14 protein-coding genes are annotated in these 14,670 nt (G+C 45.3%); 5 read left to right on the top strand and 9 right to left on the bottom strand.

The annotated features are described in order from the left end of the window. Nucleotide 1: 1 nt before the first annotated feature. Entirely contained in the window at nt 2-316 is a 315-nt protein-coding gene (locus B143_RS0108120) for a HesB/IscA family protein (protein ID WP_018122887.1), read from the bottom strand. An 88-nt stretch (nt 317-404) separates the two neighbouring features. Continuing rightward, complete coding sequence (locus B143_RS0108115) at nt 405-1,172, bottom strand: methyltransferase domain-containing protein (protein WP_018122886.1); 768 nt, start codon at nt 1,170-1,172, stop codon at nt 405-407. Between the two features lie 44 nt (nt 1,173-1,216). Between B143_RS0108115 and coaD the strand changes: the two genes are divergently transcribed. Together coaD and queG are read left to right on the top strand one after the other, a co-directional pair. Further along, nucleotides 1,217-1,714 carry a pantetheine-phosphate adenylyltransferase gene (gene coaD, locus B143_RS0108110; protein WP_008316121.1) on the top strand — a complete coding sequence of 166 codons (498 nt, stop codon included), beginning with the start codon at nt 1,217-1,219 and terminating at the stop codon, nt 1,712-1,714. After that, nucleotides 1,711-2,781 (top strand): tRNA epoxyqueuosine(34) reductase QueG, encoded by a 1,071-nt coding sequence (gene queG, locus B143_RS09765; RefSeq protein WP_008316122.1) that lies wholly within the window; start codon nt 1,711-1,713, stop codon nt 2,779-2,781. The genes coaD and queG overlap by 4 nt, the downstream gene beginning before the upstream one ends. A 23-nt stretch (nt 2,782-2,804) precedes the next feature. Here the strand turns inward: queG and B143_RS0108100 are convergent, their stop codons facing one another. The 4 genes from B143_RS0108100 to B143_RS0108085 are packed head-to-tail and all read right to left on the bottom strand — an operon-like array spanning nt 2,805 to nt 8,257. Then, nucleotides 2,805-3,284: a hypothetical protein gene (locus B143_RS0108100; RefSeq protein WP_018122885.1), complete on the bottom strand. Its 480-nt coding sequence runs from the start codon at nt 3,282-3,284 to the stop codon at nt 2,805-2,807. Nucleotides 3,285-3,306: 22 nt separating this feature from the next. Beyond that, nucleotides 3,307-4,437: an ABC transporter permease gene (locus B143_RS0108095; protein WP_008316124.1), complete on the bottom strand. Its 1,131-nt coding sequence runs from the start codon at nt 4,435-4,437 to the stop codon at nt 3,307-3,309. 1 nt (nt 4,438) lies between these two features. Then, a complete protein-coding gene (gene rbbA, locus B143_RS0108090; RefSeq protein ID WP_018122884.1) occupies nt 4,439-7,165 on the bottom strand; it encodes a ribosome-associated ATPase/putative transporter RbbA in 2,727 nt (908 codons plus the stop codon). A gap of 18 nt (nt 7,166-7,183) precedes the next feature. After that, nucleotides 7,184-8,257: an HlyD family secretion protein gene (locus B143_RS0108085; protein WP_018122883.1), complete on the bottom strand. Its 1,074-nt coding sequence runs from the start codon at nt 8,255-8,257 to the stop codon at nt 7,184-7,186. 211 nt (nt 8,258-8,468) lie between these two features. On the opposite strand from B143_RS0108085, the gene ettA reads away from it, so the two are divergent. From ettA to tsaB, 3 genes are read left to right on the top strand one after another with little or no spacing between them, the layout of a single operon-like run. Then, nucleotides 8,469-10,136, top strand: a complete 1,668-nt coding sequence (gene ettA / locus B143_RS0108080; RefSeq protein ID WP_018122882.1) for an energy-dependent translational throttle protein EttA — start codon at nt 8,469-8,471, stop codon at nt 10,134-10,136. Nucleotides 10,137-10,166: 30 nt separating this feature from the next. After that, a complete protein-coding gene (locus tag B143_RS09890; protein WP_008316128.1) occupies nt 10,167-10,343 on the top strand; it encodes a zinc-finger domain-containing protein in 177 nt (58 codons plus the stop codon). After that, nucleotides 10,340-11,056 carry a tRNA (adenosine(37)-N6)-threonylcarbamoyltransferase complex dimerization subunit type 1 TsaB gene (gene tsaB / locus B143_RS0108070; RefSeq protein WP_018122881.1) on the top strand — a complete coding sequence of 239 codons (717 nt, stop codon included), beginning with the start codon at nt 10,340-10,342 and terminating at the stop codon, nt 11,054-11,056. The genes B143_RS09890 and tsaB overlap by 4 nt, the downstream gene beginning before the upstream one ends. A gap of 53 nt (nt 11,057-11,109) precedes the next feature. On the opposite strand, the gene B143_RS0108065 is transcribed toward tsaB, so the two are convergent. From B143_RS0108065 to B143_RS09940, 3 genes are all read right to left on the bottom strand, one after another. After that, nucleotides 11,110-11,868 carry an energy transducer TonB gene (locus B143_RS0108065; RefSeq protein WP_018122880.1) on the bottom strand — a complete coding sequence of 253 codons (759 nt, stop codon included), beginning with the start codon at nt 11,866-11,868 and terminating at the stop codon, nt 11,110-11,112. 6 nt (nt 11,869-11,874) lie between these two features. Further along, nucleotides 11,875-13,878 (bottom strand): TonB-dependent copper receptor, encoded by a 2,004-nt coding sequence (locus tag B143_RS0108060; protein WP_018122879.1) that lies wholly within the window; start codon nt 13,876-13,878, stop codon nt 11,875-11,877. 359 nt (nt 13,879-14,237) lie between these two features. Beyond that, complete coding sequence (locus tag B143_RS09940; RefSeq protein WP_155964878.1) at nt 14,238-14,450, bottom strand: hypothetical protein; 213 nt, start codon at nt 14,448-14,450, stop codon at nt 14,238-14,240. Nucleotides 14,451-14,670 lie beyond the last annotated feature (220 nt).

Genomic DNA, 14,670 nt, shown 5'->3' with positions numbered 1-14,670 from the left:
CTTAAAACATGAAGCTTTCGCCACAACCACATTCGCTTTTCGCATCGGGGTTGCTGAATTTAAAGCTGCGATTGAGCCCTTCTTGCACATAATCAAGCGTGACATTTTGAATGTAGGGTTCATTCGCTTGATCCGTCACGATGGTGACCGGGGTTTCTGTAATGATGAGTTTACCTTCAATATCATCACACAATTCAATGAAATAGCGATAGCCCGAACAGCCAGATTTACGGATGGCAATGTTGATGTACTTTTCCGCTGTGGCAGCTAATTGCGCGTCTAATTGTTTAAATGCTGAATCTGTGACCGAAAACATAGAGAACTCCTGATAATGACTGATTGAAGTATAGCACTCGCTAATCCGTATCATTTTAGTACTTTTAAAGGGGAGTGCAAATGAGATGTTACTCAAAGCGCTTACGATGTTTTAAATGCTTTATGTCAAAGTGGGCTTCATTGTCTTGGTTTAAGCTTGCGGCACGTAACGGCGGCATTTGTGCATGCGCATAGAGAATTTCGATCTCAATGTCATAAATGCCATCGGTTTTTGCTTTGTCCATATGCTTTGCCCAAGCTTCGTACCATGCGCGGGTGCGTAAACCTTTCATCAGAGGACGAGCAACGCGGCCGCCAGCAACGCGAAGATCTTTGAGCATCGCATCTAATTGATTGTATTGCAGTGTGATTTTTTCCACATGCACAATCACATCAATGAATCCTTGTGAATGCAGATAATCCCCAAGGCGCTTGATGTCAGGATAATCATTAAACTCAGGGCCATCGGGCATGATGCAGTTTGCAAAGCTCTCAAGCCCTGCGGTGCTCATGAAGATTTTACCATTCGGATTTAAATGATCCTTCATCGTGGCAATGGCGGTTTCAATGTTTGGGGCATCTTGTAAAAATAGATTGCTGATGACAAGATCCGCGCGCAGTGGCAATTGCGCCTCATAATTGAGCACATCAAACGCCGCATCGGGATACGTTGCCTGACAGCAAGCTTTAAGGGCATCATCGATGCGCCCCATTTCGAGAATTTGCGTGGGCTTAAAATTTGGATTTTCTGCCAAATACGAGAGCATGCGCTCTGCAATTTCATGGTGCAAAAAGAGGTGCTCAGCTAAGCAGTCAGGATTTTTGTGCAATAATGCACGAGGAATTGAAACGGACATACGATATAATAACACCCTATATCTGTGGAAATAAAAGGCTTATTATGACACAAACAATCGCGGTTTATCCGGGAACCTTTGATCCCATCACCAATGGGCACATTGACATTGCTAAACGTGCGGCGCGCATTTTTGACAAAGTGATTGTGGCGGTTGCCAGCGAGGTTTCACCTTCTAAACGCCCACTTTTTTCAGTGGACGAGCGCATTGAGATGGCGCGCCAAATCTTTGAAGATTGCCCAAACATTGAGGTGCAAGGCTTTCATTCATTGCTTGTCCATTATATGCAGGCAGTAAAAGCGGATGTGATCATTCGTGGTTTACGCGCGGTTTCAGATTTTGAATATGAATTTCAAATGGCGAGTTTAAATCGCTGCTTGCGCCCTGAAGTGGAAACCCTATTTTTAACACCATCCGAGAAATACTCTTTCATCTCTTCAACGATGATTAAAGAGGCTTATCGCTTAAAAGGTGAAGTGAGTGACTTTATCCATCCATTGGTGGAAGCAGAATTGCATCGTAAATTGCGTGGGTCCGAATGACGTGTGATGATCCCGCTTTCATTCAAGCCCTCAAAGAGAAAGCAGAAGCCCTTGGGTTTACCCACATCAGCAGTCAAACGCCTAAGCCCTTAACGGAAGTCAAAGCGTATTATGAAGCATGGCTGGCCAAAGGTTATCACGGCGGCATGGATTATTTATCGAAACATGGGGATTTGCGCTTTAACCCGATGGCGCTAATGGAACACACGAAAAGCATTTTAACGATACGTTTGCCGTATTATCATAACAATGATGAAGCGATGGCAACGCTCAAAGAGGATCAGCGCGCTTATATTGCTCGCTATGCATTAGGGCGCGACTATCACAATGTGATCCGTAAGCGTTTAACGCAACTTGGGCAATGGATCGCAGAGCAATTTCCCGATGAAGCGGTCACCTTTCGTGCCTTTACGGACAGCGCCCCAATTTTAGAGCGCGAATTGGCAGAGCGATCTGGGCTCGGTTTTAGTGGCAAAAATACATTGATCATTGATCGCGAGAAAGGTTCATACTTTTTCTTGGGGGAACTGTTTATCTCGTTGCCGATCGTGATTCCAAGCACCGTTGTGGATAAGCATTGTGGGCGCTGCACTAAATGCATTCAAAAGTGCCCAACGGGCGCCATTGTTTCCCCATATGAAGTGGATGCGCGCCGCTGTATTTCTTATTTAACCATTGAGCACTTTGGAGCGATTGATGAGGAACTTCGCCCAATGATGGGCAATCGCATCTTTGGTTGTGATGATTGTCAGCTCTTTTGTCCGTGGAATCGCTTTGCCAATCATGAGATTGTCGATGATTTTAAGCCGCGCCATTCTCTCAATGACATTGCGCTTTTAGATCTATTGCGCTGGAGTGAAACCACATTTTTGAAGAAAACAGAAGGGATGCCGATTCGCCGCATTGGGCATGCACGGTTCATTCGTAACATCACGGTGGCTTTAGGCAATGCCAACTATGATCCAAGGATTGTGGCGGCGCTTGAAGCCCTTGAGTCAGATGAAGCATTTGTGCGCGAACACATTGATTGGGCACTCAAACAGCAGCACAATAAAAAAGGGCTTTGATGCCCTTTTTTATTCTTTTTCATTTAGATCATCTCAGGAAATAGCGTGTGTGTTGAGATGCCAAGCTTATCTAATTCGCGGATGATGTGCGGTTTTGCTGCTTGATCGACGATGATTTCAATCGGTTCATTCGTTAAACTGTCATGCGCTAGGCGCGCTGCATTGTTTTGTTGATCATTGACAAAGACAAACGTGCCACGCTCAGTCAATTGTAACGCGGCATCTTGAGTGATGTTGCCTTTGACAACTGCATGATTGGGCACATGGTACACCAAAATTTCACCATCATTGGGACCATAATCAATGCACGCAAAGTAGAGCGCAATGAGTGGATTGCGCGCAATGTCAAGGGCCGCTTGATCGATACAATTTTCCACATCACTCGGGCTGCTTAACCCCAAATAATAGAGGGCGTGATCCTCATCTTTGACAATTTGCTGAATGATGCGCACTAAATCTAAAGGCGAACCAATAATATAAGGTAGGTTATCGATCTGAATCATGGTTTTTTCCTTGATGTTATGGTTAGGCCATGCGACTGATGGTGGCTCTGAATCGTTGGTGGGCGAAATAAAAGAACACACTGCCAATCAGCAATAGCATTAAAAATTGTGGCCAGACAATTGCCATTGAAGCATCTTTAAACAAGATGGCTTTGCCCAATTCAATAAAATGTGTGGTCGGTGCAATCACCATAATGTCCTGAATGGCCTCTGGCATACTTTCGCGCGGTGTCATACCACCAGAAAGCATTTGCAGGGGCACGAGCACAAGGAGCATGAGCATACCAAATTGTGGCATGTTGCGCGCCACAGTGGCTAAATAAATGCCAATGGAACTCATGGCAAATAGATGCAGCACTGAACCCAATAAAAAGAGTGGAATCGAGCCAATGATGGGCACATCAAGCACCCCTTGCACAATGAAAATGAGGGACAATGTGGCAGAAACAAGCACCACCATGCCCATTGACCAGATTTTCGAGAGCATGATTTCAAAAGGCGTGAGTGGCATGACTAAGAGATGTTCAACCGTGCCTTTTTCGCGCTCACGAATGAGGGCAGCACCCGTTAAAATGATGGCAAGGAGGGTAATAAGGTTAATGATCTCAATCAGCGCCCCAAACCATGATGCAGTCAAATTTGGGTTAAAGCGCATGCGCTCTTCAATCATCACAGGATATTCTGCGGGCTGACGCACGCGGTCTAAATACTCTGTCACTTCACCATTGATGATTTGATTGACTATCATATTGCCCGTAAAGGCTTGGGACATGCGTGTGGCATCAATATTGAGTTGAATAGAAGGCTGCTTGCCTGCGAGCACATCGCGCTGAAAATAGGGCGGAATATTCACCACAAAGGTGTAATCGCCTTTATCTAGCCCGCGATCCATCTCGCTTAAAGAGATGTTATAGGGCGTGATGAACTGCGGTGGATAAAATGCCGTTTTGATGCGGTTTGATAAAGTGGAGCGATCTTCATCCACAAACACAATGGTGGCATTTTTAAGGCCATCTGGCATTGCAGTTGCCGCAGTATAAACGGAGACAGTAAAGGTAAACGCAATCAATATCAATAAGATGGGATCACGAATGAGGCTCCAGAGCTCTTTAACACCTAAACGATAAATGTTGGAAATTTTTCGTGCAATCATATCAACGCTCCTGTTTTTTGAGCAGCAACACGCTCGCGAGAATGATGACGGGGGCAGCAATGATGAGCACCATAAACTCATGGCCAAGGGAGTTGATGTGCAGTGCTTTACTGAAGACGCCGCGCGTTGCCGTGAGCATGTGTGCCGTCGGATAGATGTTGCCCATGATGTTGCCAAAGGTGCTCAACGATGACACAGGATTAATGAGCCCTGAAAATTGAATGGCTGGAATCAATGTACCAATCACCGTAAAGAAAATGGCGCCAATCTGACTTTTCGTGAGGGTTGAGGCAAACAGCCCAAAACCTGTGGAGAAAATGCAGAATAAAAACGTCACAAACGTGAGGGCAAGCAAACTGCCTTTAAGCGGCACGCCAAAGAAGTAAATGGCTAAAATCACCATCAGAAAATAATTGAGCATGGAAATGGCCATATACGGCAGCTGTTTGCCCAATAAAAATTCGAGCTTCGTAACAGGCGTCACATATAGATTGATGATTGAACCCATCTCTTTTTCACGCACCACAGAAAGGGCAGTGAGCATTGAGGGAATGAGCAGGAGCAAAATGGGAATCACCGCAGGGACAATCGCTTGAATGCTCTTGATGTCTGGATTATAGCGATAACGCATTTCCACATTAAAATCAGGGTTAATGTCCACACCATATTCATATTTCGCAGTATTGATGAGCCAGCCTTGATGCAAGCCTTGCACATAACCGCGGATGGTTTCCGCACGCTTTGGCATTGCGCCATCCACCCAAACACCAATGGATACGGGTAAGCCTTTGGCCACATCGCGGGCAAAGTTACCGGGAATTTCGATGGCTAAGGCAATGTCGCCGCTTTGCATCCGTGCGTCGAGCTCTTCATAGCTATGAATGGGCGCTTTCTCCGTAAAGTATCGCGAGCCCTCAATATTGCTGATGTAATGATTGCTCAATGTGGTTTGATCACGATCAAATACGGCATATGGCAGATTTTCCACATCGAGCGTGATGCCAAAGCCAATGGCGATCATTAAAATCATTGAACCAAGTAGGGCAAGTGTCGCACGGATGGGGTCGCGCTTGAGTTCTAAGGCTTCGCGCCATGTGTAACTGAGCATGCGCTGAATGCTAAAGCGCTTTTGGGGCTCTGTGGGCAAGCTCTCTTCTTGCACAAGGGGTTTACTTTCTTCATTGGTCTCTGTCCCCGCGCCTGCATCAATCAGATATTTAATGAAGGCTTCCTCAAGTGTGTGCGTGCCTTGTTTTTTGATGAGATTTTTTGGCGTATCGCTGTCGAGCACTTTACCTGCATGCATCATGGACATGCGATCACAGCGCAATGCTTCATTCATGAAGTGTGTGGAGATAAAAATGGTGACGCCATCATTGCGTGATAAATCAATGAGTAAACGCCAGAAATTATCGCGCGCCACAGGATCAACACCGGAGGTCGGTTCATCTAAAATGAGGAGTTCAGGTTTATGCACCATTGCAACGGCTAGCGATAAACGCTGACGCATGCCAAGGGGAATGTCATCGGGGAGCGCATGGAGCACGGATTCAAGATCAAAGCGCTTGACCATTTCATCCACGCGTGCTGGAATTTCTGCCTCTGGCACATGAAAGAGGCGCGCATGCAATTCTAAGTTTTGCAGCACGGTTAATTCACTGTACAAAGAGAAGGCTTGGGACATATAGCCGACGCGTCGGCGTGTGTCTAAATCTTCAGGATCCACTTCTTTCCCAAAGAGCCACGCTTTGCCTTCGGTTGCGGGCAATAAACCTGTCAGCATCTTCATTGTTGTGGATTTACCGCAACCATTTGAGCCCAAAAAGCCGAAGATTTCCCCTTTGTGGATCTCGAAATTCACATGATCCACCGCCGTAAAATCCCCAAAGCGCATGGTGAGGTCTTTGGCTTTGATGGCAATCGGCGCGCTTTCATCAATGTTTAATGGCGGCACCACAACCGCTTCATAGTTTTCGCGTTTTGCTTCAGGCAACAGTTTAATGAAGGCGCTTTCAAGATCATCACTGTTCGTTTTTGTGAGCAACTCGGTCGGTGAGCCCGTATCCAAAATTTTGCCATCGTCCATGGCAATCAGCCAGTCAAAGCGCTGGGCTTCATCCATGTAAGCGGTGGCGACAATGACGCTCATTTGTGGGCGCTCTAAACGAATGCGATCAATCAAATCCCAAAATTGCGCACGGGCTAAAGGATCCACGCCCGTGGTGGGTTCATCTAAAATGAGTAGATCAGGATCATGAATCAACGCGCAGCATAAACCAAGCTTTTGTTTCATACCGCCGGAGAGTTTACCGGCAGGGCGCGCTAAAAATGGATATAAGCCCGTGCTTTTGGTTAAATCATCAATCCGTTCGCGGCGCTCTTTCGCATCGTGCCCAAAGAGGCGGCCGAAGAATTGCAGATTCTCTTCAACAGAGAGCGTGGGATATAGATTCTTCCCTAAGCCTTGGGGCATGTAAGCAATGCGTGGGCCGATGTCATCGCGCACTTTTTTATCGCGCATGTTGCCGCCTAAGACCATCACTTCACCCGTTTGAATGGCACGCGCACCAGAAATCAGAGACAACAAGCTCGATTTGCCGACGCCATCTGGGCCAATGAGCCCAATGATGATGTTGCTTGGAATCTCTATGGATAAATGGTCAAGGGCGACAATTTTTCCATATTTGAGTGTGAGATCACTCACCGAAACCACAGATGGATGAGCCATGTTATCTCCTTATCAAGTTTAGAATAAATGGATGTTCAAGGCTTCAGGCCAAGGTTGATCATCATTTAACTTGATGTACGCTTTACCCGTCACACCGGTTTTGATGTATTTTTGATACTTTTGCAATAACTCAGGATCAAAAGTGGCTTTAACGCGGTACATGAGTTTTTCGCGCTCATCATCGGTTTGGACAGTTTTCGGGGTGAATTGTGCTTCAGCAGAAATGAATGTGATGTGTGCAGGTAAGACATATTCAGGCACGGAATCTAGAACAATGCGCACCTCTGTGCCATCTTTTTCACCCGCCACAAGTGGCATGATGGCTTTGGTTGGTAAGAAGAACGTCATGTTCACTTTAGAGAGATCTAACAAGTTTAAGACTTTACCGCCCGCAGGTAAGACTTCGCCCGGTTCTGCAATGCGATATTGAATGCGCCCAAAGACTGGGGCTGTTAATTTGGCATCTTTAATGTCTGCCTCAATGCGATCAATGGTGGCTTGCGCGGCTTTGATTTGGGATTCAGTGGCCACATATTGCGCTTTAGCCGCTTCAATGGCAGATTGTGCCGCTTGTACTTTGGCATCGGCTGTATCAATTTCTGACTGCAAAACTTTGGTATAAGCCTCTTGATCATCTAAATCTTGCTCAGTGGTTGCGCCTTTTGCCGTCAATGTTTTGATGCGCTTTAACTTGCGCTCTGCTGCATACAATTGGCTTTGCTTGGCAGAAACGGCCGCTTGTGCCGCTGCTTTATCGCTCTCTCTTGCCGCAATGATGGCTTTTGCACTATTTGATTGATGAATCGCTTGTTGATGATGGGCTTTTGCTTCATTGAGCTGGGCTTCTAATGAGTCAAGCTGCATGATGGCAACCACTTCGCCCTTTTCTACATAATCGCCTTCATCGGCTAAAATGGTGTCGATGCGCCCCGGTAATTTTGTGGAGATGTCGAGCGGCGTCACTTCAATGCGACCATTGCTGACCACAATGCCTTCGAGATCATCGCGAGAAAAATACCAATAGGTTGCCGCGAGAATCACGATTGCAACAATGATGCCAAAGATGGCTTTAGGACTAAAAGATGAACGCATAAAACGCCTCCGTGTGTATTGATTTTTATATGATAATTTTTGAATCTTTAACACTATAAACGTATCATTTTTTGCGCAAAATAGCCATGATTGACCATTAAAATCTATGTGTGAGCGCTGCAATTGACACGATCGGATGGAAAACAAGCGTTTTTAGAATGAATAGGGTAAAATGTGGACTGTTTTATTTTAAGTAAGGAAAGCAAATCATATGGCGCAGTTTATCTATACGATGAATCGTGTAAGCAAGATTGTCCCGCCGAAGAAAGAAATTTTAAAAAATATTTCTTTATCTTTCTTCCCGGGTGCAAAAATCGGTATTTTAGGTCTCAATGGTGCGGGTAAATCCACATTATTGAAGATCATGGCAGGTGTGGATAAAGAGTTCCAAGGTGAGGCGCGTCCACAAACAGGCATTAAAATTGGTTATTTAGCCCAAGAACCACAATTAGATGAAACCACAGACGTTCGTGGCAACTTAGAACAAGCCCTTGGCCCAATTAAAGAAGCGTTAGCAGCGTTAGATCAAGTGTATGCAGCATATGCTGAACCGGATGCGGACTTTGATGCGTTAGCCTCTAAACAAGCTGAGTTGGAATCTTTCTTAAGCACAGTTGATGGCCATGCTTTAGACCGCCAATTAGAAATCGCTGCCGATGCCCTTCGCTTACCACCAATGGATGCAGATGTGACGGTATTATCCGGTGGTGAAAAACGCCGTGTGGCTTTGTGTAAATTATTATTGTCTAAACCTGACATGTTGTTGCTCGATGAACCAACGAACCACTTAGATGCTGAATCTGTGGCATGGTTAGAGCGCTTCTTGCATGATTATCCAGGCACTGTTGTTGCGGTGACGCATGACCGTTATTTCTTAGACAATGTTGCAGGCTGGATTTTAGAGCTCGACCGCGGACATGGCATTCCATGGGAAGGCAACTACTCTAACTGGTTAGAGCAAAAGAACAAGCGTTTAGAAACTGAACAAAAACAAGAAGAAGCCTTTGCAAAAACATTGAAGCAAGAGCTTGAATGGGTTCGTCAAAATGCCAAAGGTCGTCAAGCGAAATCTAAAGCACGTATTCAGCGCTTTGAAGAGCTTGAAAGCCAAGAATTCCAAAAACGTAATGAAACCATGGAAATCTATATTCCAGCCGGTCCTCGTTTAGGTGAATTGGTGATTGAAGCAACGGATGTGGCCAAAGCATTTGGCGACAAATTGTTGTATGAAAACTTAAGCTTTAACTTGCCACGCGGTGGCATCGTGGGCGTGATTGGTCCAAATGGTGCGGGTAAATCCACACTCTTTAAATTGATGACGGGTCAATTGCAGCCAGATGAAGGGACATTCCGTGTGGGTGACACTGTTAAATTGGCGTACGTGGATCAAAGCCGTGATACGTTAGATGGTAGCAAGACCGTTTGGGAAGAGATCTCAGAAGGGCAAGACATCATTCGTGTGGGTACGTATGAAATCCCATCACGTGCGTATTGTGGTCGCTTTAACTTCAAAGGTTCAGATCAACAAAAATTCATCAAAGATTTATCCGGTGGTGAACGCAACCGTGTGCATTTAGCCAAAGTATTGCGCTCTGGCGGTAACGTCATCCTCCTCGATGAACCGACGAATGACTTAGACGTTGAAACCTTACGTGCGCTTGAAGATGCCATCTTAGCCTTTGCAGGCTGTGTTGTGGTGATCTCGCATGACCGTTGGTTCTTAGATCGCGTGGCATCACACATCTTAGCGTTTGAAGGTAACTCACACGTTGAATGGTTCCAAGGGAACTATGCAGATTATGAAGTGGATCGTAAACGTCGCTTAGGCATGGATGCGGATCAACCTCATCGTTTGAAATATAAACCAATTTCTCGTTAATTAATCCAGCTAATCTAAGGGAGATATCGAATGAAAGCTCATCCTGAGACTCATCATGTAGAGAATAGAGAAGTGATTGTCTGTTGTCCGCCAGAGAATGTAGATGTGTGGAATTTACATCCACGCGTGTATTTAGCGCTGAATGCGGATGGTTCTGTCAGTTGCCCATATTGTGGCGACGTCTATACGATGGATGATGAACAGTGAAAGTTTTAGCCATTGATACCTCCACAGAAGCTTGTTCTGCCGCGCTCTACGTTGAAGGTGAATTGATTGAGCGCTACTTAGTGGCACCGCGTAAACACATTGAGTTGTTAAAACCCATGGTGGACGAGGTGATGAAAGAAGCAGAAGTTGACATCAACGAATTGACCGGTCTTGCCTTTGGGGCAGGCCCGGGCAGTTTTGCGGGATTGCGCGTTGCGTGTGCCTTTATGCAAGGCATTGGCGCGGCGATGGATTTACCGATTGTGCCGGTGTCATCATTGATGGCGATGGCGCAGCAAGTGCTCGATACCCATCCAGATCGCACCGTGCTTGTGATGCTCGATGCCAAAATGAAAGAAGTCTATTGGGGCGTTTATCGCTTGGAGAATAAACAAGTGGTGACGGTATTGCCAGAGGCGGTGACGCCAATTGCAGACATTCCAAATTTCAGTGGCATTGTGGGCTTATGCAACATCATTGGCGCAGGGAATGGCTGGGATGTGGCACCAAATTGGGTGGAAGCGTTATCCCCTGAGTTGATTGAGAAAAATGTTTATCCACGCGCTGGTGAAGTGGCATTGCTTGCCATTGAAGATTTGGAAAATGGCATGGGATTACATGCAGATCAAATCTCGCCAAGTTATCTGCGCAACAACATTGCGCTGACGGTGGAAGAGCAAAAAGCCCAGCGGGCACAAAAAGACGAGAAATAAATGTAAAACCTCATCAGTGATGAGGTTTTTTTATGCCCTGCATTTTTACCGAATCATTTTTGTTGAATGGAAAATGTGATGGTAAAGATGTAATCATAGGCAATCGGTTTGCCATGTTGCATTGCCGGGCGATAATGATATTTTTCAGCGGCTTTTTGTGCTGCATTGTCTAAGCGCGTAAATCCGCTACTTTGTTTGATGGAAACATGGCTCGCTTTGCCAGAAGGCAGCACATGGGCAATCAAAGTCACGCGGCCTTGCTCTTTTTTACGCAGAGATTGCTCAGGATATTTCGGGCGGCGATTGCCAAGGGCAGCGCCTTGATGAGAGGGCGGGGAAAACTGTGCACTATTGCCACCGCCATTGACGGTTTTTGTGGCGCGTGTGCCAGTGCCGGATGTTCGACCTGTGGGTTTTGCCTGTGGTTGTTTCGCGGTTTTATTTTTTGTGGAACGCGCATTTTCTGTGGGCACCTCTTGTGATTTTGCGGTCGGCATCACGGGTTCGGGTGAGTCAATTTGTTGAATTTCTTTTAACTTTTGTGGCTTTTGTTCGACAGTAAAGGTATCATCTAACGAGCTTTGCACTGCCAGAAGTTCCGGAGCCTGACTGTTGACCTGGGGGAGGGCTGTATTTACAACAGATAAATCAGGCGCGGAGGCTTCTGGCAGCGTAAACCAAGCAACTTCAAGTGCAGTGCCCGCAAGTGGCGAAGATGAGGAGATATGATCCTTCGCATTGAACCAATGCTGGATCACAAAATAATGTCCCCCCGCCACGATGGCAAGCACTGCAACCTCTGCAAGTTTCATTGCAAATTAGAAATTCACATTCAAACGCAACCAAGCGCGACGACCCGGTTCATTGACGCGGAAGTTTTGTGTTTGATACGTTAATGTATCTTGTGCGCTGCGGCTCACAAACTCTGAGTAGTTTTTATTAAAGACGTTATCAACGCCTGCCAATAAAGTCACTTCTTTGCGGATTTTCCAACCTGCGTTTAAAGAGACCACGCCAAAGCCAGCGCTTGGCCCTGAGTCTGTACCAAAGATATTGCCTTGACCTGTTGCGAAGCGATTTTGTGAGTCCACTACGCGCCATACAGCACCTGCGCTGAATTGCTCATTGCTCCAGTTTAAACCGGTGGTCCATTCTAATGGGGCAATTTGTGCGAGGGCTTTACCATCGGTTTTGTTTTTACCGTGAGTATAGGCAAGGCTGCTGCTTAATGTCCAATTTGGTGCAAAGTTCCATTGAACTTGGGCTTCTGCGCCGTAGCGATCGGCGCTGATGTTGCGTGCATTGCCTTGATCAATCAAAATATAATCGCTGATGTGGCTGATGAATGCGGTGGTTGTGAACGCTAATTCATCGGTTTGATACAACACGCCAAAATCCAATTCATGGTTTGTTTCTTTAGATAACAGTGCACCATTGCCGCGGCTGCGTTCCCAGAAATCAGGGGCGCGCTGTGCCATGCCGTAACCTGCGTGCAATGTCCAATCATTGATGGCGTGTTCATAGCGAATGAATGCCGAATCTAAGTTGTAACGCTGATTGTGTAGATTTGCAGGGAGTTTTGCATTCATATCAAAATTAGGATTGTATTTCGCATCATTGCGATCATGGCGGTAACCGGCCACCAATTTATTGTCATCATTGATGTACCAAGTGGTTTCAGCAAATACGCCAATATTTTTGAACTTTTGATTCAATTGATAGGGCATGTTCACGTAATTTTGCGCCATACCCAAGGAAGGTTTCATGCCTGTCATGCGTAATTTATGGCGATCTGCAAACCAATCCATGCCCACAACGGTGTGCGTATCACCGAATGCCAATTCTGCAAAGAGTTTAGCCGTTTGTGTGGTGCGAGCAGGATTGCTGACGGCATACATTTTCATGTTTTTTTTGCCTTTGCCAATCACTTCACGGAAGGAATAGTTGTCCATCACATGGTCAATCTTATTGTGGCTGTATTCAAACTGCACTTTTGTGAGCCATTCGGTGAGATTCTCTTGTTTAACCTTAACGCGCCAGCTGTCACGGTCAAATTTGACACCATCCATCATGCGATCTGCATAATAAGTGTGACCGCGACTGCGATCATAGCCCAATTCAATCAATGTATTTTCCGTGGGTGTTAAGCCCAATTCTAGCGTTTGGCTCTCTCTTTTATATTTAGAGTGAACTTTATTGCCTGCGCCATCTTTATAGTTGTTTGATTTATTATAAGTGGCGTTTGCATGTGCCCAGCCCCAAGTGGTGCCAATGATGGCATCGGCATAAGACTCAAGGCGGTCAAATGATCCACCTAAGAGTGAGCCACTAAATTGTGTGGTGAATTCATCAAATTTACGATCATTGCGCACAAAGCGTGCCACGCCGGCAATGTTGCCTGGGCCATATAAAACCGTTTGTGGGCCTTTAATGAAGATCACTTCATCATAGGATTCTGGATAAATATAAGCTGTGGGCGGATCCATACGACCACCGCAGCCGCCAAGGATCATGTGGTCATTGCTTAAAATGCGAAGACGTGAGCCACCTAAGCCACGAAATACAGGCTCACCACCACCGCCACCTTTGCGGGCGATGCTCATGTTTGGAATGAGTTTTAATAATTCAGCACCATCTTGTGCAGGCACTGGCTGAATCGCTTCTTTTGGGTTGATCACTTGCACATTTGGCTGATCAGAGATTTTTGCGATCACTTGAATGTCATCGAGTGTTTGCACGGCCTCTGTTTGTTGTGTCTCTTGTGCGTAGGCGCCTTGTAAAAGAAGTGTGGCCACCGCTGTATATAATAGTGTTTGTTTCATATTGAACCATATCCAAAAAAATAATGATGAATGCTGTGTGTGACTACAAGTGTAACCATCTGTCTACAGTTGTAATCGATTGACTACATGTGTAGATCATTGATTCTTATAATCAATGGCGAAGAATCATATCAGGTTATTTGTTTAATAAAGTAAGTATGATTGTCATTAATGGATAAAAAGTGTTAAGAATCATTATAAATGATGGCCAGACAGCGGATGATATAGTGTGGTTGATGATGAAAATTGCATGAAATATTAGGTGTGCTGCTGAATCTGAGGGCTTTGATACAATTAATTTCAATTATTTTTATGCTCTATCTTGTTGTTAAATATGTTATTTGTGAAATACTTTAAAATTAATTGAAAAAGGGTGTTGACACCTCTCTGAATTTATCTATAATGAGCACCTCTTCTGAACGAGGCGCTGCTGAAAAGCGGTGAGTTTGAAGAGTTTTGATAGGTTGAGATGGTGGTTTAGTTTCCCTCGCTGAAAAAAACTTTTTCAAATTAGGTATTGACAAGTGATTTAGATCATGTAAAATAGCCTGCTCTTCACGAGGTTGAGTCACTTGACTCCCTCGAGTTCTTTAACAGATTAATCTTAAGTGGTTTGTGTGGGAGCTTGTATTGAAGTGATTACAGAAATACAAGTTTCGAACCAAATCAATTCCAGCGTATATTTTATATATACAGTAATTGAGTGAGTTTCGAATCTTAAAGAGATTTAAAATATATGGATTTAAACTGAAGAGTTTGATCCTGGCTCAGATTGAACGCTGGCGGTATGCT

The sequence above is a fragment of the Wohlfahrtiimonas chitiniclastica DSM 18708 genome (genome assembly GCF_000375345.1).
In the GTDB taxonomy this organism is placed as follows: Bacteria; Pseudomonadota; Gammaproteobacteria; order Cardiobacteriales; family Wohlfahrtiimonadaceae; genus Wohlfahrtiimonas; species Wohlfahrtiimonas chitiniclastica.
This window is presented reverse-complemented; position numbering and strand designations above follow the sequence as displayed.

Coding starts and splice junctions, on each gene's coding strand:
- B143_RS0108120 (WP_018122887.1), bottom strand. CDS start 316: ATGTTTTCGGTCACAGATTCAGCATTTAAACAATTAGACGCGCAATTA.
- B143_RS0108115 (WP_018122886.1), bottom strand. CDS start 1,172: ATGTCCGTTTCAATTCCTCGTGCATTATTGCACAAAAATCCTGACTGC.
- coaD (WP_008316121.1), top strand. CDS start 1,217: ATGACACAAACAATCGCGGTTTATCCGGGAACCTTTGATCCCATCACC.
- queG (WP_008316122.1), top strand. CDS start 1,711: ATGACGTGTGATGATCCCGCTTTCATTCAAGCCCTCAAAGAGAAAGCA.
- B143_RS0108100 (WP_018122885.1), bottom strand. CDS start 3,284: ATGATTCAGATCGATAACCTACCTTATATTATTGGTTCGCCTTTAGAT.
- B143_RS0108095 (WP_008316124.1), bottom strand. CDS start 4,437: ATGATTGCACGAAAAATTTCCAACATTTATCGTTTAGGTGTTAAAGAG.
- rbbA (WP_018122884.1), bottom strand. CDS start 7,165: ATGGCTCATCCATCTGTGGTTTCGGTGAGTGATCTCACACTCAAATAT.
- B143_RS0108085 (WP_018122883.1), bottom strand. CDS start 8,257: ATGCGTTCATCTTTTAGTCCTAAAGCCATCTTTGGCATCATTGTTGCA.
- ettA (WP_018122882.1), top strand. CDS start 8,469: ATGGCGCAGTTTATCTATACGATGAATCGTGTAAGCAAGATTGTCCCG.
- B143_RS09890 (WP_008316128.1), top strand. CDS start 10,167: ATGAAAGCTCATCCTGAGACTCATCATGTAGAGAATAGAGAAGTGATT.
- B143_RS0108065 (WP_018122880.1), bottom strand. CDS start 11,868: ATGAAACTTGCAGAGGTTGCAGTGCTTGCCATCGTGGCGGGGGGACAT.
- B143_RS0108060 (WP_018122879.1), bottom strand. CDS start 13,878: ATGAAACAAACACTATTATATACAGCGGTGGCCACACTTCTTTTACAA.